Source organism: Acinetobacter sp. FB, from assembly GCF_056033405.1.
The window spans coordinates 816,352-840,606 of record NZ_CM148502.1 but is presented as its reverse complement, the minus strand read 5'-3'; the positions used below and the strand labels follow the sequence as shown (position 1 = coordinate 840,606).

At 49.2% G+C, this 24,255-nt stretch carries 2 protein-coding genes; both read right to left on the bottom strand.

Annotation, left to right across the window (positions count from 1 at the left end; all coding sequences use genetic code 11):
• Positions 1–2 precede the first annotated feature (2 nt).
• Positions 3–1,667: a poly alpha-glucosyltransferase gene (locus AC0JIQ_RS03895; RefSeq protein ID WP_474202692.1), complete on the bottom strand. Its 1,665-nt coding sequence runs from the start codon at positions 1,665–1,667 to the stop codon at positions 3–5.
• A gap of 112 nt (positions 1,668–1,779) precedes the next feature.
• Positions 1,780–24,255 (bottom strand): BapA/Bap/LapF family large adhesin, encoded by a 22,476-nt coding sequence (locus AC0JIQ_RS03890; RefSeq protein WP_474202691.1) that lies wholly within the window; start codon positions 24,253–24,255, stop codon positions 1,780–1,782.

Sequence of the window (24,255 nt, the reverse complement as noted above, 5' to 3'; positions counted from 1 at the left end):
ATTCAATCTTGATAATGCTGAACATAAGCAATATAGCCCGAAAGATTATGCTCTTGATCATCAATGCGAATCCGAAAACGATCATGCCGAACATAAAAAGCATTTAAGATTTTATCTGGGCATGCCATGTACATCGCCACTTCAGGGTAGAAAAAACCAGTACGCTGAAACTCAGTGCGAAACTCAATCAATTTTTTTAGATCTTCAAATTGCGATTTTACAAATAACTCATGTAATCCTAAATTTCGCACTCGACATACCATTTGATAAGCAGCCATCATCATTTCTAATAAAGTTGCATATGCTGTTTTACGATTACGAATAAAAATCATATGTCTTAAATAATTATTAATCCCAAATTGAAAATATTTTTCTTCTGGACAAATTTTAGTAAGTTCATTGGTACAGTAACTTAACCAATGATCGTGATAACGCTCATATTTTTTTTCAATAAATTGTTTAAACATCAATTGAACAGTTTCTAATAGTCGCGGATCACTATCAAGCTGATACAACCGTAAAAGTGCGAGCGCAGATTCACCATCATAATAAATGATGCGAAATTTTTCTTTGATTTCATAACTTGGAAAACTCAGCACATGAGTTGTTTCCCCTTGTTTATCGATCATGGATAAGATGCCATTCGCCAAAGCCTTTGCATATTTTAAATAAGACTTGTCCCCCACCATAATTTGATATTTGGTCAGCATTAAAACTGCGGCTGCATTTGCACCTAATTTAATTTCATCAAGTTGATTCAAATCAGCACCATCTAACATGTAAGCGAGATCATCATCTTTTTCGACATAAAAATTTGTCAATGCATAATCAATTGCAGACTGAATTTTACTCACCACGTTTGGTTGTAAATCTAATGCCAAGGTCTCAATCAAAGCATAAGTCGTCGTACAATGTCGGACTGTATTGTAGCTACGAATTTCTCGGTCATAGGCTGGAAAAAAACCGTAAATAAATTGTCCATTCGTTTGGATTTGTTGAGACAAAAACTCAGCATTTCCTTTAATCATTTTAGTTAAATGTTGTTGCTTAGATTCGGTTAAATAACGAACCCCATTTTCAGTAAAACACGTTTGTAATGGTAATAGTTGTCCATTTTCGTAAAACACAGCATGGGTATCAAATGTCCATATATGCTGAATTTCATTAATTTTTAGCACTATATCGCTATTTGGATATTTTTTTATAATCGCAATATTGAGATTATTTTGATCAAAAAAATTGGGCGTGTCGTAACTTAACCCTCGGATAATGGCTTTGCCATATAGCTCTTGTTCTAAAAAACTAATCTTAAAATTCTCATCAAAACTGATGCCCTTACGATAATGATTATTATGAAATTGATTTTTTAATGTTTGCTCAATCTCATACCATGTTTCTTGTTGAATATTGTATGCAATATCAAACTTTAATAATTCAGCTAATTTATTATTACTTGTGAACTGCTGATCCAGAAATTCAAAAAGTTCTTTTTCAAGAATCAAAAATGTTGAAAACGATGAGTTCCAGACCTGGCAGCGTTCAGTTTTTTCTCCATATGAATAGAAAAGTACCGTTTTATCTAAGTTGCTATATTGTTGAACTTGTTTGATGTACCCACTCAATTCGTATTTGAGCTTTTCAAGCTCTAAAGCTGTCACAATCGTCATAGTATGTATTGTTAGAATTTTTAATTATTTCAATCAAGATACCACATATTTTTATGCTTTTAACAAAATCAAAAAAGAGAACCCTAGGGTTCTCTTTTTTAGGAATTAGTGTTTAAAGAACATGAAGTTGATTATTCGCAATCAAATCATTCAATGTTGTATCGACATCAATGGTGAGCAATGTCACGCTACTGTGAGCAGCACCGCCTGCACCATCTCGATCAATACTAATTGTTGTTGTAGTGCCATCTGAACTTACACTCACAAAACCTGCTAACGAAGCAGCGCTTCCGTTTCCTGTATATCCAACTAGAAGGTTAGAAATATCGATAATATCAGCATTTGGATCTGTTGCTGTATTACCCTCATGGAAACCATTCCAAGTGTCATGACCATTACCGCCCGCATTGTCAGCGTTATTCAACACATTAAAGATTAATGTATCTGCACCACCCGTCGCGCTTTCCAATACATCATTACCAGATGTACTCGTAACGATATCGTTTGATGAGCTGAGATTGAAGTGTTGTCCTAAAGAGATGGTCAATGTTGATTGAACTTCAGTTCCATCAAAAGACACCAGTTTATAATCGATTACATCAGTTGCAGATGAAACCACCATGTCACGTTGATAATAATATGAACCATCACTGTACATGTACAATGTGCCTTCGCCCGTATCAATACTTTGACCAGCAGCTAACTCATATAACCCAGAAACAGGATTTAATACATATAACTGAGTACCGACTGTAACATCAGCAACACCGCCAAGTGTATCTCCTTCTAAGATGTTTCCATGTATCCAATCGGCTGTAGGACTTGTATTGGTAAATTGATCAACATAAGTAATATTCACATCAGCATTTGTACCAATCAACATCACAGCACCACCAATTAATGGGGTTTGGATTGTTGTTTGTACACGATAGTTACCTGCGATCAAATTCAAACTTGATAGGTCTATCGATGCAATTTCACCTAATGCTAGAACAACACCAGTATGAACATCGGTGGTTACATTTACCCATGTCGCAGGACCTGTTTGTCTTTGAAGCGCTAAGGTTACATTGGCATTACCTAGGCCCAACGCATTGACACTTAAGATTCCAGATGGGTCCATGCTATTGGTTAAGGTAAAGGCACCACTGGTATAGGTTTGCGTAGTCGCAATAATACCGAGTGTATTACCACTTGCATTAAAGAAGTTATTATTGACCACATTTTGCACATCTACTAATGAAGCTGCTGTATCAGGATTTGCTTGTGGAGCAGGAATAACCGCATCTAGCGATGGATCAATTGGATCCCATGTGAAGCTCACATCATTAGAACCAATTTGGATGTGTAATGATGCAGTGCTATCAGCCAACCCATTTGTAGGATCAGACAAGGTATAAGTGAAACTATCAACCTTACCAATGTTTGCAGGATTCACATCTGGTTGATAGCTATAGCTACCATCAGAATTAATGGTCAATGTACCATAGTTGCCGACAATCACCGTTGGAACACCCACAGTCACATTCAAGCTATTACTATTGCCCACCTCAGAAGAAGCGACATGAGTCACTGTTGTGGCTGATGTAATGAAATCATGATCATAATTCATACCATATAGCGCAGAATTATCATCTGAAATCACATTACCTGTTATAGCAGCACCTGTGATCAATGGAGCTTGGGTAATATCACCATGATTTAAGGTAATGTCTGCGGTCACACTACCTAGCGCAGTCAGTAAAGTATTACTTTCCATGAACAAGGTGTATGTGCCAGCAGCTAAGTTTTTAGCTTCGAACTGAACTGTTGAGCCAAAGATACCTAATAAATCAAGCAAACCATTGTTAGAACTATCTGCAACTACAGTGGTAGAACCATCTGGGTTAGTTCGAGTCAGAACCACGTGAAGACCATCAAGTAGTGTTCCAAGAGAACCAAAGTTCACAGAAATTACAGCGTCAGTCAGATTACCTGGATCAACCGTAAAGTTTGCCGAACCACTTGAGCTACCAATCACCAATCCACCAATACCCAATAACCAACTATAACTAATTGCATTATTGAGATTTTCAACTGTTACTGGATACTGATAATCAATCGAAGCCACATCAACATTACTGAATGCATCTAAAGGTAATGGATCATTAATGACTGCAGGTTGAGATGGATCTGCTGCATTCCAAGTCATATCAATCGTATTACTATCAAGATGTACATAGAATGTTGCATCCGAAGTATCACCCGTTATTGGATCAAATAGTGTGTAGGTGAATTGATCGACTTGACCAAGACCAGTCATATTTGCATTTGGCGTGTAAGTATAGTCACCATTTGGATAGATCACTAAACTACCGTAAGTTCCAGTAATCGTCGTTCCTGCTGGATCGATTGCGACGCTATTTACTTCACTGATGACCGTATTTGTAGTGGCAATATCAATATCACCATTCGTATTTGGATCTGAAATTAGATTGCCATGTACTGCTACAGCTTCATAACTATCAATAATATGTGGATTATAAACATCCATCGTACCAGTCAGAGTACCACCTAGGCCAACTCCGATCAGTCCGTTATAAGCCATAAATGCTCGATATGAACCTTCAGTTAAACCACCTATTTGTGCTGCTGGTGTTGAACCTAGTAATGTCAGATCAATGAACGAAGCATTTGTTCCACCAGTTATTGATTCCCACTGACCAGTAATATCATTGTATTTTTGAACAACGACTGTGTAATCACCTAATGCAGAAGCACCAAGTAAAGTACTGAAGGTGAAAGTTGCAACCCCTTCTAAATTATCTGCGACCGAGAACTCAATGGCATCTGTTCCAAGTAATTGGAAGTCAAGTCCAGCCAACGAAACGAGTGCGAGATAAGAAGAAGAACCTAAAGCAGCATCATTTTCCACTAACAATGGTTGAGGATCTAATTTAGCTTCTATTAAGTTATCAGCAGCTCTAATTGAACCAAGATCAATGTAAAGCGTCGCTTGAGCCAGATCTCCTGTTGCAGAATCAAGTAAGGTGTAATTGAACTGTTCTGTCTGTCCAATACCTGCACCATTAGGAAGTGGAGTATAGATATAACTACCATCTTGGTAGAAGGTAATTGAACCATAATCACCCGAGATCGTTGTTCCTGCCGCGCCAATTGAAATACCATCTACACTAGTTACATAAGTCGTTGGTGTTACGATATCGACATCACCACTAGAGTTTACGTCAGTAATTACATTACCTTGTGCATCACCAAGTTCATATCCACCCACTTGGGTCAAGTCATAAACATCCATTGTGCCAGATAATGTACCGAGTACACTTGCACCGAGTAACCCATCAAAAGTCATGAAAGCACGATATTGTCCTTCATCTAAACCTTCTAGGATGGCACCAGGTGTCGCGCCTATACCTAATAGACTCAAACTAATTAGAGAAGCATCACTGTCTCCATGCAATGACTCCCATTGACCAGTGGTCGTATTATATTTTTGAACAACTAGAAGGTAATCAGATAACAAGCTCGCATCAATTAAGGAACTATAGGTAAATGTTGCTGTTCCTTCTTGATTTGCACCGACCGTGAAACCAACTGAATTTGCTCCAAGTTGAAGATCTAACCCAACCAATGAAGTAAGGATGAGATAGCTTGCACTTCCTAATGCTTGATCATTAACCACCAATAAAGGTTGTGGGCTGATCACAGCATTATCAAAATTATCAAATGCTGCTAATGGATTTGCATCGACCGCTAAAGTACCTGTATCCGATCCAATATTTCCTGCTGGATCAGTTGCGGTTACAGTGACCGTATAACCTCCATCAGCTAAGGATGGCAATGTATTATCAGCTAATGTCCAAGTTCCATCACCGTTGTTAGTCGCTGTGTAATTTATACCATTTACAGTGACAACAATTGTTGCTGTTGGATCATCAGTCGTACCTGTTAATTGAGGCGTAGCATCATTAGTTGTTAAATCATCAAAGGTTACGGTTGGTGCTGTCACATCAATCGTTAATGTGCCCGTATCTGTTCCGATGTTACCTGCAGTATCAGTAGCAGTTACAGTCACTGGATAAGCTGCAATCGCCAACAACGGTAAAGTGTTGTCTGCTAAGGTCCAAGTCCCATCACCATTGTTGGTGGCGGTGTAGTCAGTCCCGTTCACATTCACCACCACGGTCGCGGTTGGGTCATCTATGGTGCCGCTGAGCGCTGGGGTTTGGTCATTGGTGCTGAGATCATTCAAGGTCACCACAGGCGCTGTGGTGTCCACGGTATAGCTTTGGCTGTCGTTGACACTGCTGCTGTTGCCCGCAACATCAGTGAAGCTGACATTGGCATCCACGGTCAAGTCGTTGTCATTGGCCAAGTCACTGCCGCTGACATCAACACTCCAAGTGCCTGCAACGCTGTCTACGGTTGCGGTGTAGTCATTGCCATTCACGGTCACGGTGACCACCGTACTGCTTGCATCCGCTGGGATTCCAGTGAGTACCCCTGTGAGGGTCACGGTCGCAGCGCCTGCCTCTGTGCTGTTAATCACATTGTCTGCCGTGATCGCATCAATGCTAAACACAGTTGTGATGGTGCTTGGTGGGGTTAAGTCGATGCTTAAGCTACCCGTATCTGTGCCCATATTGCCGGCTGTGTCTGTTGCGGTCACGGTGATTGGGTAGTTCGCTTCTGGCAAGCTCGGTAAGGTGTTGTCTGCTAAGGTCCAAGTCCCATCACCATTGTTGGTGGCGGTGTAGTCAGTCCCGTTCACATTCACCACCACGGTCGCGGTTGGGTCATCTATGGTGCCGCTGAGCGCTGGGGTTTGGTCATTGGTGCTGAGATCATTCAAGGTCACCACAGGCGCTGTGGTGTCCACGGTATAGCTTTGGCTGTCGTTGACACTGCTGCTGTTGCCCGCAACATCAGTGAAGCTGACATTGGCATCCACGGTCAAGTCGTTGTCATTGGCCAAGTCACTGCCGCTGACATCAACACTCCAAGTGCCTGCAACGCTGTCTACGGTTGCAGTGTAGTCATTGCCATTCACGGTCACGGTGACCACCGTACTGCTTGCATCCGCTGGGATTCCAGTGAGCACCCCTGTGAGGGTCACGGTCGCAGCGCCTGCCTCTGTGCTGTTAATCACATTGTCTGCCGTGATCGCATCAATGCTAAACACAGTTGTGATGGTGCTTGGTGGGGTTAAGTCGATGCTTAAGCTACCCGTATCTGTGCCCATATTGCCGGCTGTGTCTGTTGCGGTCACGGTGATTGGGTAGTTCGCTTCTGGCAAGCTCGGTAAGGTGTTGTCTGCTAAGGTCCAAGTCCCATCACCATTGTTGGTGGCGGTGTAGTCAGTCCCGTTCACATTCACCACCACGGTCGCGGTTGGGTCATCTATGGTGCCGCTGAGCGCTGGGGTTTGGTCATTGGTGCTGAGATCATTCAAGGTCACCACAGGCGCTGTGGTGTCCACGGTATAGCTTTGGCTGTCGTTGACACTGCTGCTGTTGCCCGCAACATCAGTGAAGCTGACATTGGCATCCACGGTCAAGTCGTTGTCATTGGCCAAGTCACTGCCGCTGACATCAACACTCCAAGTGCCTGCAACGCTGTCTACGGTTGCAGTGTAGTCATTGCCATTCACGGTCACGGTGACCACCGTACTGCTTGCATCCGCTGGGATTCCAGTGAGCACCCCTGTGAGGGTCACGGTCGCAGCGCCTGCCTCTGTGCTGTTAATCACATTGTCTGCCGTGATCGCATCAATGCTAAACACAGTTGTGATGGTGCTTGGTGGGGTTAAGTCGATGCTTAAGCTACCCGTATCTGTGCCCATATTGCCGGCTGTGTCTGTTGCGGTCACGGTGATTGGGTAGTTCGCTTCTGGCAAGCTCGGTAAGGTGTTGTCTGCTAAGGTCCAAGTCCCATCACCATTGTTGGTGGCGGTGTAGTCAGTCCCGTTCACATTCACCACCACGGTCGCGGTTGGGTCATCTATGGTACCGCTAAGCGCTGGGGTTTGGTCATTGGTGCTGAGATCATTCAAGGTCACCACAGGCGCTGTGGTGTCCACGGTATAGCTTTGGCTGTCGTTGACACTGCTGCTGTTGCCCGCAACATCAGTGAAGCTGACATTGGCATCCACGGTCAAGTCGTTGTCATTGGCCAAGTCACTGCCGCTGACATCAACACTCCAAGTGCCTGCAACGCTGTCTACGGTTGCAGTGTAGTCATTGCCATTCACGGTCACGGTGACCACCGTACTGCTTGCATCCGCTGGGATTCCAGTGAGTACCCCTGTGAGGGTCATGGTCGCAGCGCCTGCCTCTGTGCTGTTAATCACATTGTCTGCCGTGATCGCATCAATGCTAAACACAGTTGTGATGGTGCTTGGTGGGGTTAAGTCGATGCTTAAGCTACCCGTATCTGTGCCCATATTGCCGGCTGTGTCTGTTGCGGTCACGGTGATTGGGTAGTTCGCTTCTGGCAAGCTCGGTAAGGTGTTGTCTGCTAAGGTCCAAGTCCCATCACCATTGTTGGTGGCGGTGTAGTCAGTCCCGTTCACATTCACCACCACGGTCGCGGTTGGGTCATCTATGGTGCCGCTGAGCGCTGGGGTTTGGTCATTGGTGCTGAGATCATTCAAGGTCACCACAGGCGCTGTGGTGTCCACGGTATAGCTTTGGCTGTCGTTGACACTGCTGCTGTTGCCCGCAACATCAGTGAAGCTGACATTGGCATCCACGGTCAAGTCGTTGTCATTGGCCAAGTCACTGCCGCTGACATCAACACTCCAAGTGCCTGCAACGCTGTCTACGGTTGCGGTGTAGTCATTGCCATTCACGGTCACGGTGACCACCGTACTGCTTGCATCCGCTGGGATTCCAGTGAGTACCCCTGTGAGGGTCACGGTCGCAGCGCCTGCCTCTGTGCTGTTAATCACATTGTCTGCCGTGATCGCATCAATGCTAAACACAGTTGTGATGGTGCTTGGTGGGGTTAAGTCGATGCTTAAGCTACCCGTATCTGTGCCCATATTGCCGGCTGTGTCTGTTGCGGTCACGGTGATTGGGTAGTTCGCTTCTGGCAAGCTCGGTAAGGTGTTGTCTGCTAAGGTCCAAGTCCCATCACCATTGTTGGTGGCGGTGTAGTCAGTCCCGTTCACATTCACCACCACGGTCGCGGTTGGGTCATCTATGGTGCCGCTGAGCGCTGGGGTTTGGTCATTGGTGCTGAGATCATTCAAGGTCACCACAGGCGCTGTGGTGTCCACGGTATAGCTTTGGCTGTCGTTGACACTGCTGCTGTTGCCCGCAACATCAGTGAAGCTGACATTGGCATCCACGGTCAAGTCGTTGTCATTGGCCAAGTCACTGCCGCTGACATCAACACTCCAAGTGCCTGCAACGCTGTCTACGGTTGCGGTGTAGTCATTGCCATTCACGGTCACGGTGACCACCGTACTGCTTGCATCCGCTGGGATTCCAGTGAGTACCCCTGTGAGGGTCACGGTCGCAGCGCCTGCCTCTGTGCTGTTAATCACATTGTCTGCCGTGATCGCATCAATGCTAAACACAGTTGTGATGGTGCTTGGTGGGGTTAAGTCGATGCTTAAGCTACCCGTATCTGTGCCCATATTGCCGGCTGTGTCTGTTGCGGTCACGGTGATTGGGTAGTTCGCTTCTGGCAAGCTCGGTAAGGTGTTGTCTGCTAAGGTCCAAGTCCCATCACCATTGTTGGTGGCGGTGTAGTCAGTCCCGTTCACATTCACCACCACGGTCGCGGTTGGGTCATCTATGGTGCCGCTGAGCGCTGGGGTTTGGTCATTGGTGCTGAGATCATTCAAGGTCACCACAGGCGCTGTGGTGTCCACGGTATAGCTTTGGCTGTCGTTGACACTGCTGCTGTTGCCCGCAACATCAGTGAAGCTGACATTGGCATCCACGGTCAAGTCGTTGTCATTGGCCAAGTCACTGCCGCTGACATCAACACTCCAAGTGCCTGCAACGCTGTCTACGGTTGCGGTGTAGTCATTGCCATTCACGGTCACGGTGACCACCGTACTGCTTGCATCCGCTGGGATTCCAGTGAGTACCCCTGTGAGGGTCACGGTCGCAGCGCCTGCCTCTGTGCTGTTAATCACATTGTCTGCCGTGATCGCATCAATGCTAAACACAGTTGTGATGGTGCTTGGTGGGGTTAAGTCGATGCTTAAGCTACCCGTATCTGTGCCCATATTGCCGGCTGTGTCTGTTGCGGTCACGGTGATTGGGTAGTTCGCTTCTGGCAAGCTCGGTAAGGTGTTGTCTGCTAAGGTCCAAGTCCCATCACCATTGTTGGTGGCGGTGTAGTCAGTCCCGTTCACATTCACCACCACGGTCGCGGTTGGGTCATCTATGGTGCCGCTGAGCGCTGGGGTTTGGTCATTGGTGCTGAGATCATTCAAGGTCACCACAGGCGCTGTGGTGTCCACGGTATAGCTTTGGCTGTCGTTGACACTGCTGCTGTTGCCCGCAACATCAGTGAAGCTGACATTGGCATCCACGGTCAAGTCGTTGTCATTGGCCAAGTCACTGCCGCTGACATCAACACTCCAAGTGCCTGCAACGCTGTCTACGGTTGCGGTGTAGTCATTGCCATTCACGGTCACGGTGACCACCGTACTGCTTGCATCCGCTGGGATTCCAGTGAGTACCCCTGTGAGGGTCATGGTCGCAGCGCCTGCCTCTGTGCTGTTAATCACATTGTCTGCCGTGATCGCATCAATGCTAAACACAGTTGTGATGGTGCTTGGTGGGGTTAAGTCGATGCTTAAGCTACCCGTATCTGTGCCCATATTGCCGGCTGTGTCTGTTGCGGTCACGGTGATTGGGTAGTTCGCTTCTGGCAAGCTCGGTAAGGTGTTGTCTGCTAAGGTCCAAGTCCCATCACCATTGTTGGTGGCGGTGTAGTCAGTCCCGTTCACATTCACCACCACGGTCGCGGTTGGGTCATCTATGGTGCCGCTGAGCGCTGGGGTTTGGTCATTGGTGCTGAGATCATTCAAGGTCACCACAGGCGCTGTGGTGTCCACGGTATAGCTTTGGCTGTCGTTGACACTGCTGCTGTTGCCCGCAACATCAGTGAAGCTGACATTGGCATCCACGGTCAAGTCGTTGTCATTGGCCAAGTCACTGCCGCTGACATCAACACTCCAAGTGCCTGCAACGCTGTCTACGGTTGCGGTGTAGTCATTGCCATTCACGGTCACGGTGACCACCGTACTGCTTGCATCCGCTGGGATTCCAGTGAGTACCCCTGTGAGGGTCACGGTCGCAGCGCCTGCCTCTGTGCTGTTAATCACATTGTCTGCCGTGATCGCATCAATGCTAAACACAGTTGTGATGGTGCTTGGTGGGGTTAAGTCGATGCTTAAGCTACCCGTATCTGTGCCCATATTGCCGGCTGTGTCTGTTGCGGTCACGGTGATTGGGTAGTTCGCTTCTGGCAAGCTCGGTAAGGTGTTGTCTGCTAAGGTCCAAGTCCCATCACCATTGTTGGTGGCGGTGTAGTCAGTCCCGTTCACATTCACCACCACGGTCGCGGTTGGGTCATCTATGGTGCCGCTGAGCGCTGGGGTTTGGTCATTGGTGCTGAGATCATTCAAGGTCACCACAGGCGCTGTGGTGTCCACGGTATAGCTTTGGCTGTCGTTGACACTGCTGCTGTTGCCCGCAACATCAGTGAAGCTGACATTGGCATCCACGGTCAAGTCGTTGTCATTGGCCAAGTCACTGCCGCTGACATCAACACTCCAAGTGCCTGCAACGCTGTCTACGGTTGCAGTGTAGTCATTGCCATTCACGGTCACGGTGACCACCGTACTGCTTGCATCCGCTGGGATTCCAGTGAGCACCCCTGTGAGGGTCACGGTCGCAGCGCCTGCCTCTGTGCTGTTAATCACATTGTCTGCCGTGATCGCATCAATGCTAAACACAGTTGTGATGGTGCTTGGTGGGGTTAAGTCGATGCTTAAGCTACCCGTATCTGTGCCCATATTGCCGGCTGTGTCTGTTGCGGTCACGGTGATTGGGTAGTTCGCTTCTGGCAAGCTCGGTAAGGTGTTGTCTGCTAAGGTCCAAGTCCCATCACCATTGTTGGTGGCGGTGTAGTCAGTCCCGTTCACATTCACCACCACGGTCGCGGTTGGGTCATCTATGGTGCCGCTAAGCGCTGGGGTTTGGTCATTGGTGCTGAGATCATTCAAGGTCACCACAGGCGCTGTGGTGTCCACGGTATAGCTTTGGCTGTCGTTGACACTGCTGCTGTTGCCCGCAACATCAGTGAAGCTGACATTGGCATCCACGGTCAAGTCGTTGTCATTGGCCAAGTCACTGCCGCTGACATCAACACTCCAAGTGCCTGCAACGCTGTCTACGGTTGCGGTGTAGTCATTGCCATTCACGGTCACGGTGACCACCGTACTGCTTGCATCCGCTGGGATTCCAGTGAGTACCCCTGTGAGGGTCACGGTCGCAGCGCCTGCCTCTGTGCTGTTAATCACATTGTCTGCCGTGATCGCATCAATGCTAAACACAGTTGTGATGGTGCTTGGTGGGGTTAAGTCGATGCTTAAGCTACCCGTATCTGTGCCCATATTGCCGGCTGTGTCTGTTGCGGTCACGGTGATTGGGTAGTTCGCTTCTGGCAAGCTCGGTAAGGTGTTGTCTGCTAAGGTCCAAGTCCCATCACCATTGTTGGTGGCGGTGTAGTCAGTCCCGTTCACATTCACCACCACGGTCGCGGTTGGGTCATCTATGGTGCCGCTGAGCGCTGGGGTTTGGTCATTGGTGCTGAGATCATTCAAGGTCACCACAGGCGCTGTGGTGTCCACGGTATAGCTTTGGCTGTCGTTGACACTGCTGCTGTTGCCCGCAACATCAGTGAAGCTGACATTGGCATCCACGGTCAAGTCGTTGTCATTGGCCAAGTCACTGCCGCTGACATCAACACTCCAAGTGCCTGCAACGCTGTCTACGGTTGCGGTGTAGTCATTGCCATTCACGGTCACGGTGACCACCGTACTGCTTGCATCCGCTGGGATTCCAGTGAGTACCCCTGTGAGGGTCACGGTCGCAGCGCCTGCCTCTGTGCTGTTAATCACATTGTCTGCCGTGATCGCATCAATGCTAAACACAGTTGTGATGGTGCTTGGTGGGGTTAAGTCGATGCTTAAGCTACCCGTATCTGTGCCCATATTGCCGGCTGTGTCTGTTGCGGTCACGGTGATTGGGTAGTTCGCTTCTGGCAAGCTCGGTAAGGTGTTGTCTGCTAAGGTCCAAGTCCCATCACCATTGTTGGTGGCGGTGTAGTCAGTCCCGTTCACATTCACCACCACGGTCGCGGTTGGGTCATCTATGGTACCGCTAAGCGCTGGGGTTTGGTCATTGGTGCTGAGATCATTCAAGGTCACCACAGGCGCTGTGGTGTCCACGGTATAGCTTTGGCTGTCGTTGACACTGCTGCTGTTGCCCGCAACATCAGTGAAGCTGACATTGGCATCCACGGTCAAGTCGTTGTCATTGGCCAAGTCACTGCCGCTGACATCAACACTCCAAGTGCCTGCAACGCTGTCTACGGTTGCAGTGTAGTCATTGCCATTCACGGTCACGGTGACCACCGTACTGCTTGCATCCGCTGGGATTCCAGTGAGTACCCCTGTGAGGGTCATGGTCGCAGCGCCTGCCTCTGTGCTGTTAATCACATTGTCTGCCGTGATCGCATCAATGCTAAACACAGTTGTGATGGTGCTTGGTGGGGTTAAGTCGATGCTTAAGCTACCCGTATCTGTGCCCATATTGCCGGCTGTGTCTGTTGCGGTCACGGTGATTGGGTAGTTCGCTTCTGGCAAGCTCGGTAAGGTGTTGTCTGCTAAGGTCCAAGTCCCATCACCATTGTTGGTGGCGGTGTAGTCAGTCCCGTTCACATTCACCACCACGGTCGCGGTTGGGTCATCTATGGTGCCGCTGAGCGCTGGGGTTTGGTCATTGGTGCTGAGATCATTCAAGGTCACCACAGGCGCTGTGGTGTCCACGGTATAGCTTTGGCTGTCGTTGACACTGCTGCTGTTGCCCGCAACATCAGTGAAGCTGACATTGGCATCCACGGTCAAGTCGTTGTCATTGGCCAAGTCACTGCCGCTGACATCAACACTCCAAGTGCCTGCAACGCTGTCTACGGTTGCGGTGTAGTCATTGCCATTCACGGTCACGGTGACCACCGTACTGCTTGCATCCGCTGGGATTCCAGTGAGTACCCCTGTGAGGGTCACGGTCGCAGCGCCTGCCTCTGTGCTGTTAATCACATTGTCTGCCGTGATCGCATCAATGCTAAACACAGTTGTGATGGTGCTTGGTGGGGTTAAGTCGATGCTTAAGCTACCCGTATCTGTGCCCATATTGCCGGCTGTGTCTGTTGCGGTCACGGTGATTGGGTAGTTCGCTTCTGGCAAGCTCGGTAAGGTGTTGTCTGCTAAGGTCCAAGTCCCATCACCATTGTTGGTGGCGGTGTAGTCAGTCCCGTTCACATTCACCACCACGGTCGCGGTTGGGTCATCTATGGTGCCGCTGAGCGCTGGGGTTTGGTCATTGGTGCTGAGATCATTCAAGGTCACCACAGGCGCTGTGGTGTCCACGGTATAGCTTTGGCTGTCGTTGACACTGCTGCTGTTGCCCGCAACATCAGTGAAGCTGACATTGGCATCCACGGTCAAGTCGTTGTCATTGGCCAAGTCACTGCCGCTGACATCAACACTCCAAGTGCCTGCAACGCTGTCTACGGTTGCGGTGTAGTCATTGCCATTCACGGTCACGGTGACCACCGTACTGCTTGCATCCGCTGGGATTCCAGTGAGTACCCCTGTGAGGGTCACGGTCGCAGCGCCTGCCTCTGTGCTGTTAATCACATTGTCTGCCGTGATCGCATCAATGCTAAACACAGTTGTGATGGTGCTTGGTGGGGTTAAGTCGATGCTTAAGCTACCCGTATCTGTGCCCATATTGCCGGCTGTGTCTGTTGCGGTCACGGTGATTGGGTAGTTCGCTTCTGGCAAGCTCGGTAAGGTGTTGTCTGCTAAGGTCCAAGTCCCATCACCATTGTTGGTGGCGGTGTAGTCAGTCCCGTTCACATTCACCACCACGGTCGCGGTTGGGTCATCTATAGTACCGCTAAGCGCTGGGGTTTGGTCATTGGTGCTGAGATCGGTCAAGGTCACCACAGGCGCTGTCAAATCAATTGTAATCGTACCGGTATCGGTACCGACATTGCCCGCTAAATCAGTGGCAGTCACGGTAACGCTATAGCTGCCCTCTGCCAATGCAGCCAAGCTATTGTCTGCTAAGGTCCAAGTACCATCACCATTATTGCTGGCTACATAATCCACTCCATTCACATTCACAACAATGCTTGCGTTTGGATCGTTGATCGTACCGGTTAGTTCAGGTGTCGCATCATTGGTGATCTCATCATTCAGCGCAACGACTGGTGGTAAACCGTCTCCATCAACAATTTCAGTTGCTGGTAGAGAAATGTTGCCTGCTGGATCAGTTGCAGTTGCGCTAACCGTATCACCATCCACCAAATTACCCGGATTCGCTACACTCCACGCCCCAGTCACTGGATCAGTTGCTGCTTGGGCAGTGCTACCATCTGGGAAAGTCACCGTCACGGTTGAACCTGGTTCTGCTGTACCGGTAATCGGATCTGTCGCATTGATTGGATCAATGTCTGGTGCATTTGGTGGAGTCAGATCAATTGTGATCGTACCGGTATCGGTACCGACATTGCCCGCTAAATCAGTCGCAGTCACGGTAACGCTATAGCTGCCTTCTGCCAATGCAGCCAAGCTATTGTCTGCTAAGGTCCAAGTACCATCGCCATTATTGCTGGCTACATAATCCACTCCATTCACATTCACAACAATGCTTGCGTTTGGATCGTTGATCGTACCGGTTAGTTCAGGTGTCGCATCATTGGTGATCTCATCATTCAGCGCAACGACTGGTGGTAAACCGTCTCCATCAACAATTTCAGTTGCTGGTAGAGAAATGTTGCCTGCTGGATCAGTTGCAGTTGCGCTAACCGTATCACCATCCACCAAATTACCCGGATTCGCTACACTCCACGCCCCAGTCACTGGATCAGTTGCTGCTTGGGCAGTGCTACCATCTGGGAAAGTCACCGTCACGGTTGAACCTGGTTCTGCTGTACCGGTAATCGGATCTGTCGCATTGATTGGATCAATGTCTGGTGCATTTGGTGGAGTCAGATCAATTGTGATCGTACCGGTATCGGTACCGACATTGCCCGCTAAATCAGTGGCAGTCACGGTAACGCTATAGCTGCCCTCTGCCAATGCAGCCAAGCTATTGTCTGCTAAAGTCCAAGTACCATCGCCATTATTGCTGGCTACATAATCCACTCCATTCACATTCACAACAATGCTTGCGTTTGGATCGTTGATCGTACCGGTTAGTTCAGGTGTCGCATCATTGGTGATCTCATCATTCAGCGCAACGACTGGTGGTAAACCGTCTCCATCAACAATTTCAGTTGCTGGTAGAGAAATGTTGCCTGCTGGATCAGTTGCAGTTGCGCTAACCGTATCACCATCCACCAAATTACCCGGATTCGCTACACTCCACGCCCCAGTCACTGGATCAGTCGCTGCTTGGGCAGTGCTGCCATCTGGGAAAGTCACCGTCACGGTTGAACCCGGTTCTGCTGTACCGGTAATCGGATCTGTCGCATTGATTGGATCAAGTACTGGGGCATTCGGTGCAGTGGTATCAATCGTTAATACCGCGGTATCCGTTCCGACATTGCCTGCTGCATCGGTAGCCGTGACGGTAATGGTGTGCGGTCCATCCGCAAGGTTTGGCAAGCTATTGTCTGCCAAGCTCCAAGTGCCATTGCCATTGTTGGTGGCTGGATAATTCACACCATCTACATTGACCACGATGGTTGCTGTTGGATCATTCACTGTGCCAGTCACGGCTGGGGTTGCATCATTGCTCAACACGTCATCAACATTCACCATTGGTGCAGTGACATCACTTGATACGGTGCCGCTGGCTGGTGCTGAGGTATTGCCTGCTGGGTCTGTCGCAGTTGCGGTAACTGTATCTCCGTTGGTTAATCCACCCGGATTCGGTACAGTCCACGCTCCAGTCACTGGATCAGTCGCTGCTTGGGCAGTGCTGCCATCTGGGAAAGTCACCGTCACGGTTGAACCCGGTTCTGCTGTACCGGTAATCGGATCTGTCGCATTGATTGGATCAAGTACTGGGGCATTCGGTGCAGTGGTATCAATCGTTAATACCGCGGTATCCGTTCCGACATTGCCTGCTGCATCGGTAGCCGTGACGGTAATGGTGTGCGGTCCATCCGCAAGGTTTGGCAAGCTATTGTCTGCCAAGCTCCAAGTGCCATTGCCATTGTTGGTGGCTGGGTAGTTCACACCATCTACATTGACCACGATGGTTGCTGTTGGATCATTCACTGTGCCAGTCACGGCTGGGGTTGCATCATTGCTCAACACGTCATCAACATTCACCATTGGTGCAGTGACATCACTTGATACGGTGCCGCTGGCTGGTGCTGAGGTATTGCCTGCTGGATCAGTCGCAGTTGCAGTAACGGTATCTCCGTTGGTTAATCCACCCGGATTCGGTACAGTCCATGCCCCAGTCACTGGATCAGTCGCTGCTTGGGCAGTGCTGCCATCTGGGAAAGTTACCGTTACAGTTGAACCCGGTTCTGCTGTACCGGTAATCGGATCTGTTGCATTGATTGGATCAAGTACTGGGGCATTAGGTGCGGTGGTATCAATCGTTAATACCGCAGTATCCGTTCCGACATTGCCTGCTGCATCGGTAGCCGTGACGGTAATAGTGTGCGGTCCATCCGCAAGGTTTGGCAAGCTATTGTCTGCCAAGCTCCAAGTGCCATTGCCATTGTTGGTGGCTGGATAATTCACACCATCTACATTGACCACGATGGTTGCTGTTGGATCATTCACTGTGCCAGTCACGGCTGGGGTTGCATCATTGCTCAACACGTCATCAACATTCACCATTGGTGCAGTGACATCACTTGATACGGTGCCGCTGGCTGGTGCTGAGGTATTGCCTGCTGGGTCTGTCGCAGTTGCGGTAACTGTATCTCCGTTGGTTAATCCACCCGGATTCGGTACAGTCCATGCCCCAGTCACTGGATCAGTCGCTGCTTGGGCAGTGCTGCCATCTGGGAAAGTTACCGTTACAGTTGAACCCGGTTCTGCTGTACCGGTAATCGGATCTGTTGCATTGATTGGATCAAGTACTGGGGCATTAGGTGCGGTGGTATCAATCGTTAATACCGCAGTATCCGTTCCGACATTGCCTGCTGCATCGGTAGCCGTGACGGTAATGGTGTGCGGTCCATCCGCAAGGTTTGGCAAGCTATTGTCTGCCAAGCTCCAAGTGCCATTGCCATTGTTGGTGGCTGGGTAGTTCACACCATCTACATTGACCACGATGGTTGCTGTTGGATCATTCACTGTGCCAGTCACGGCTGGGGTTGCATCATTGCTCAACACGTCATCAACATTCACCATTGGTGCAGTGACATCACTTGATACGGTGCCGCTGGCTGGTGCTGAGGTATTGCCTGCTGGATCAGTCGCAGTTGCAGTAACGGTATCTCCGTTGGTTAATCCACCCGGATTCGGTACAGTCCATGCCCCAGTCACTGGATCAGTCGCTGCTTGGGCAGTGCTGCCATCTGGGAAAGTTACCGTTACAGTTGAACCCGGTTCTGCTGTACCGGTAATCGGATCTGTTGCATTGATTGGATCAAGTACTGGGGCATTCGGTGCAGTGGTATCAATCGTTAATACCGCAGTATCCGTTCCGACATTGCCTGCTGCATCGGTAGCCGTGACGGTAATGGTGTGCGGTCCATCCGCAAGGTTTGGCAAGCTATTGTCTGCCAAGCTCCAAGTGCCATTGCCATTGTTGGTGGCTGGATAATTCACACCATCTACATTGACCACGATGGTTGCTGTTGGATCATTCACTGTGCCAGTCACGGCTGGGGTTGCATCATTGCTCAACACGTCATCAACATTCACCATTGGTGCAGTGACATCACTTGATACGGTGCCGCTGGCTGGTGCTGAGGTATTGCCTGCTGGGTCTGTCGCAGTTGCGGTAACTGTATCTCCGTTGGTTAATCCACCCGGATTCGGTACAGTCCACGCTCCAGTCACTGGATCAGTCGCTGCTTGGGCAGTGCTGCCATCTGGGAAAGTTACCGTTACAGTTGAACCCGGTTCTGCTGTACCGGTAATCGGATCTGTTGCATTGATTGGATCAAGTACTGGGGCATTCGGTGCAGTGGTATCAATCGTTAATACCGCGGTATCCGTTCCGACATTGCCTGCTGCATCGGTAGCCGTGACGGTAATGGTGTGCGGTCCATCCGCAAGGTTTGGCAAGCTATTGTCTGCCAAGCTCCAAGTGCCATTGCCATTGTTGGTGGCTGGGTAGTTCACACCATCTACATTGACCACGATGGTTGCTGTTGGATCATTCACTGTGCCAGTCAAGGCTGGGGTTGCATCATTGCTTAACACGTCATCGACATTCACCATTGGTGCAGTGACATCACTTGATACGGTGCCGCTGGCTGGTGCTGAGGTATTGCCTGCTGGATCAGTCGCAGTTGCAGTAACGGTATCTCCGTTGGTTAATCCACCCGGATTCGGTACAGTCCATGCCCCAGTCACTGGATCAGTCGCTGCTTGGGCAGTGCTGCCATCTGGGAAAGTTACCGTTACAGTTGAACCCGGTTCTGCTGTACCGGTAATCGGATCTGTTGCATTGATTGGATCAAGTACTGGGGCATTCGGTGCGGTGGTATCAATCGTTAATACCGCAGTATCCGTTCCGACATTGCCTGCTGCATCGGTAGCCGTGACGGTAATAGTGTGCGGTCCATCCGCAAGGTTTGGCAAGCTATTGTCTGCCAAGCTCCAAGTGCCATTGCCATTGTTGGTGGCTGGGTAGTTCACACCATCTACATTGACCACGATGGTTGCTGTTGGGTCATTCACTGTACCCGTCAAGGCTGGGGTTGCATCATTGCTCAACACGTCATCGACATTCACCATTGGTGCAGTGACATCACTCGATACGGTTCCGCTAGCTGGTACTGAGGTATTGCCTGCTGGGTCTGTCGCGGTTGCAGTAACGGTTTCTCCGTTGGTTAATCCACCCGGATTCGGTACAGTCCATGCCCCAGTCACTGGATCAGTCGCTGCTTGGGCAGTGCTGCCATCTGGGAAAGTTACCGTTACAGTTGAACCCGGTTCTGCTGTACCGGTAATCGGATCTGTTGCATTGATTGGATCAAGTACTGGGGCATTCGGTGCAGTGGTATCAATCGTTAATACCGCAGTATCCGTTCCGACATTGCCTGCTGCATCGGTAGCCGTGACGGTAATGGTGTGCGGTCCATCCGCAAGGTTTGGCAAGCTATTGTCTGCCAAGCTCCAAGTGCCATTGCCATTGTTGGTGGCTGGGTAGTTCACACCATCTACATTGACCACGATGGTTGCTGTTGGATCATTCACTGTGCCAGTCACGGCTGGGGTTGCATCATTGCTCAACACGTCATCAACATTCACCATTGGTGCAGTGACATCACTTGATACGGTGCCGCTGGCTGGTGCTGAGGTATTGCCTGCTGGGTCTGTCGCGGTTGCGGTAACTGTATCTCCGTTGGTTAATCCACCCGGATTCGGTACAGTCCATGCCCCAGTCACTGGATCAGTCGCTGCTTGGGCAGTGCTGCCATCTGGGAAAGTTACCGTTACAGTTGAACCCGGTTCTGCTGTACCGGTAATCGGATCTGTTGCATTGATTGGATCAAGTACTGGGGCATTCGGTGCAGTGGTATCAATCGTTAATACCGCGGTATCCGTTCCGACATTGCCTGCTGCATCGGTAGCCGTGACGGTAATGGTGTGCGGTCCATCCGCAAGGTTTGGCAAGCTATTGTCTGCCAAGCTCCAAGTGCCATTGCCATTGTTGGTGGCTGGGTAGTTCACACCATCTACATTGACCACGATGGTTGCTGTTGGATCATTCACTGTGCCAGTCAAGGCTGGGGTTGCATCATTGCTTAACACGTCATCGACATTCACCATTGGTGCAGTGACATCACTTGATACGGTGCCGCTGGCTGGTGCTGAGGTATTGCCTGCTGGGTCTGTCGCGGTTGCGGTAACTGTATCTCCGTTGGTTAATCCACCCGGATTCGGTACAGTCCATGCCCCAGTCACTGGATCAGTCGCTGCTTGGGCAGTGCTGCCATCTGGGAAAGTTACCGTTACAGTTGAACCCGGTTCTGCTGTACCGGTAATCGGATCTGTTGCATTGATTGGATCAAGTACTGGGGCATTCGGTGCAGTGGTATCAATCGTTAATACCGCGGTATCCGTTCCGACATTGCCTGCTGCATCGGTAGCCGTGACGGTAATGGTGTGCGGTCCATCCGCAAGGTTTGGCAAGCTATTGTCTGCCAAGCTCCAAGTGCCATTGCCATTGTTGGTGGCTGGGTAGTTCACACCATCTACATTGACCACGATGGTTGCTGTTGGGTCATTCACTGTACCCGTCAAGGCTGGGGTTGCATCATTGCTCAACACGTCATCGACATTCACCATTGGTGCAGTGACATCACTCGATACGGTTCCGCTAGCTGGTGCTGAGGTATTGCCTGCTGGGTCTGTCGCGGTTGCAGTAACGGTTTCTCCGTTGGTTAATCCACCCGGATTCGGTACAGTCCATGCCCCAGTCACTGGATCAGTCGCTGCTTGGGCAGTGCTGCCATCTGGGAAAGTTACCGTTACAGTTGAACCCGGTTCTGCTGTACCGGTAATCGGATCTGTTGCATTGATTGGATCAAGTACTGGGGCATTCGGTGCAGTGGTATCAATCGTTAATACCGCAGTATCCGTTCCGACATTGCCTGCTGCATCGGTAGCCGTGACGGTAATGGTGTGCGGTCCATCCGCAAGGTTTGGCAAGCTATTGTCTGCCAAGCTCCAAGTGCCATTGCCATTGTTGGTGGCTGGGTAGTTCACACCATCTACATTGACCACGATGGTTGCTGTTGGGTCATTCACTGTACCCGTCAAGGCTGGGGTTGCATCATTGCTCAACACGTCATCGACATTCACCATTGGTGCAGTGACATCACTCGATACGGTTCCGCTAGCTGGTGCTGAGGTATTGCCTGCTGGGTCTGTCGCGGTTGCAGTAACGGTTTCTCCGTTGGTTAATCCACCCGGATTCGGTACAGTCCACGCCCCAGTCACTGGATCAGTCGCTGCTTGGGCAGTGCTGCCATCTGGGAAAGTCACCGTTACAGTTGAACCCGGTTCTGCTGTACCAGTAATCGGATCTGTTGCATTGATTGGATCAAGTACTGGTGCATTTGGTGCAGTAACATCCACAGCATAGCTCTGACTATCGTTAACTGTGCTGCTATTCCCTGCTGCATCTGTGAATTTCACAGTGGCATCAATGACTTTATCTCCATCTGCCAATAAGCCACTGCCCGGTACACTCACACTCCATGTACCATTTGCAGTATTTAGAGTCGCGTTATAACTGACACCATTTACAACCACCGTCACCACTGTAGTCGCTGCATCCGCTGGGATATTCGTCAACGTTCCCGTAATGGTAACATTAGCTGATGATTCAGCAATATTGATCACATTATCCGCAGTGACTGGATTGATATTGAATCCAACATTGTCTGTTACTGGGCTAAGCGTATCGACTGTTTCTGTCGCTGGTTGTGATGGGTTTCCTGCTGGGTCTGTAGCAACTGCAGTAACTGTATCTCCGTTATTTAAGCCAGGATTTGGCACACTCCAGCTACCGTCTGGTCCCGCAACTACAACTGCTGTACCGCCACCCGGGAAGGTCACGGTCACGGTTGAACCCGGTTCTGCTGTACCGGTAATCGGATCTGTCGCATTGATTGGATTAATATCTGGTGCATTCGGTGCAGTGACATCTACACCATAGCTTTGGCTATCGTTAACTGTGCTGCTATTCCCTGCCGCATCTGTGAATTTCACAGTGGCATCAATAACTTTATCTCCATCTGCTAATAAGCCACTGCCCGGTACACTCACACTCCATGTACCATTTGCAGTATTTAGAGTCGCGTTATAACTGACACCATTTACAACCACCGTCACCACTGTAGTCGCTGCATCCGCTGGGATATTCGTCAACGTTCCCGTAATGGTAACATTAGCTGATGATTCAGCAATATTGATCACATTATCCGCAGTGACTGGATTGATATTGAATCCAACATTGTCTGTTACTGGGCTAAGCGTATCGACTGTTTCTGTCGCTGGTTGTGATGGGTTTCCTGCTGGGTCTGTAGCAACTGCAGTAACTGTATCTCCGTTATTTAAACCAGGATTTGGCACAGTCCAGCTACCGTCTGGTCCCGCAACTACAACTGCTGTACCGCCACCCGGGAAGGTCACGGTCACGGTTGAACCCGGTTCTGCTGTTCCGGTAATCGGATCTGTTGCATTGATTGGATTAATATCTGGTGCATTCGGTGCAGTCACATCCACACCATAGCTCTGACTATCGTTAACTGTGCTGCTATTCCCTGCCGCATCTGTGAATTTCACAGTGGCATCAATAACTTTATCTCCATCTGCCAATAAGCCACTGCCCGGTACACTTACACTCCATGTACCATTCGCAGTGTTTACAGTCGCGTTATAACTGACACCATTCACAACCACAGTTACTACTGTAGTCGCTGCATCTGCTGGGATATTCGTTAACGTCCCTGTAATGGTGACATTACTTGATGATTCAGCAATATTGATCACATTATCCGCAGTGACTGGATTGATATTGAATCCAACATTACTTGTATTCGGTGGCGTAGTATCTGAAGGAGTATTATTGTTATTATCATTTCCGCCTCCACCGCCCGCAGCAGCAGCAATACCGCCAATAGCAAGTGGTATCGCCCATAACCAAGGGCTTAATCCACCTTCATGATAAAGTAAGGGTTCAACAGATTGAATTGGTTGAAAAACAACATCTGAAACTGGCGCTTGTGCAACTTCAGGAACTGCTGCTGGTGTTTCTTCTAAATAAACTGCACCTTCATGGTCAGAATCACTATCTGCATCTGCGTCACTATCTGCATCTGCATCATTTTCTGCATCTTTAAATCTTGCCCAAATTAGCTGGCCATTTTCCCCTTGAAATACAAGGCTATTATCTAGGCTAGCACTCTCGCTGAAGAAATTTTGAATAACGATCATTTCTCCATTTTTTAATAGAACAACAGCATTCGTTCCATCTCTTTTCACTGCCGAAATATCAGTTGTAGGAATCTTAACTAATACAACTGCCGGTTCAGAAGATGATAGTGAAGCTGTTTTTGCCGTCGTATTTGCAAGGGTTTTATGACTTTCCTTGGAAATAATTTGTATTTCAGCCAT

Excerpts from the sequence above, each read along its gene's own strand:
- AC0JIQ_RS03895 (WP_474202692.1), bottom strand. The coding sequence starts at position 1,667 with ATGACGATTGTGACAGCTTTAGAGCTTGAAAAGCTCAAATACGAATTG.
- AC0JIQ_RS03890 (WP_474202691.1), bottom strand. The coding sequence starts at position 24,255 with ATGGCTGAAATACAAATTATTTCCAAGGAAAGTCATAAAACCCTTGCA.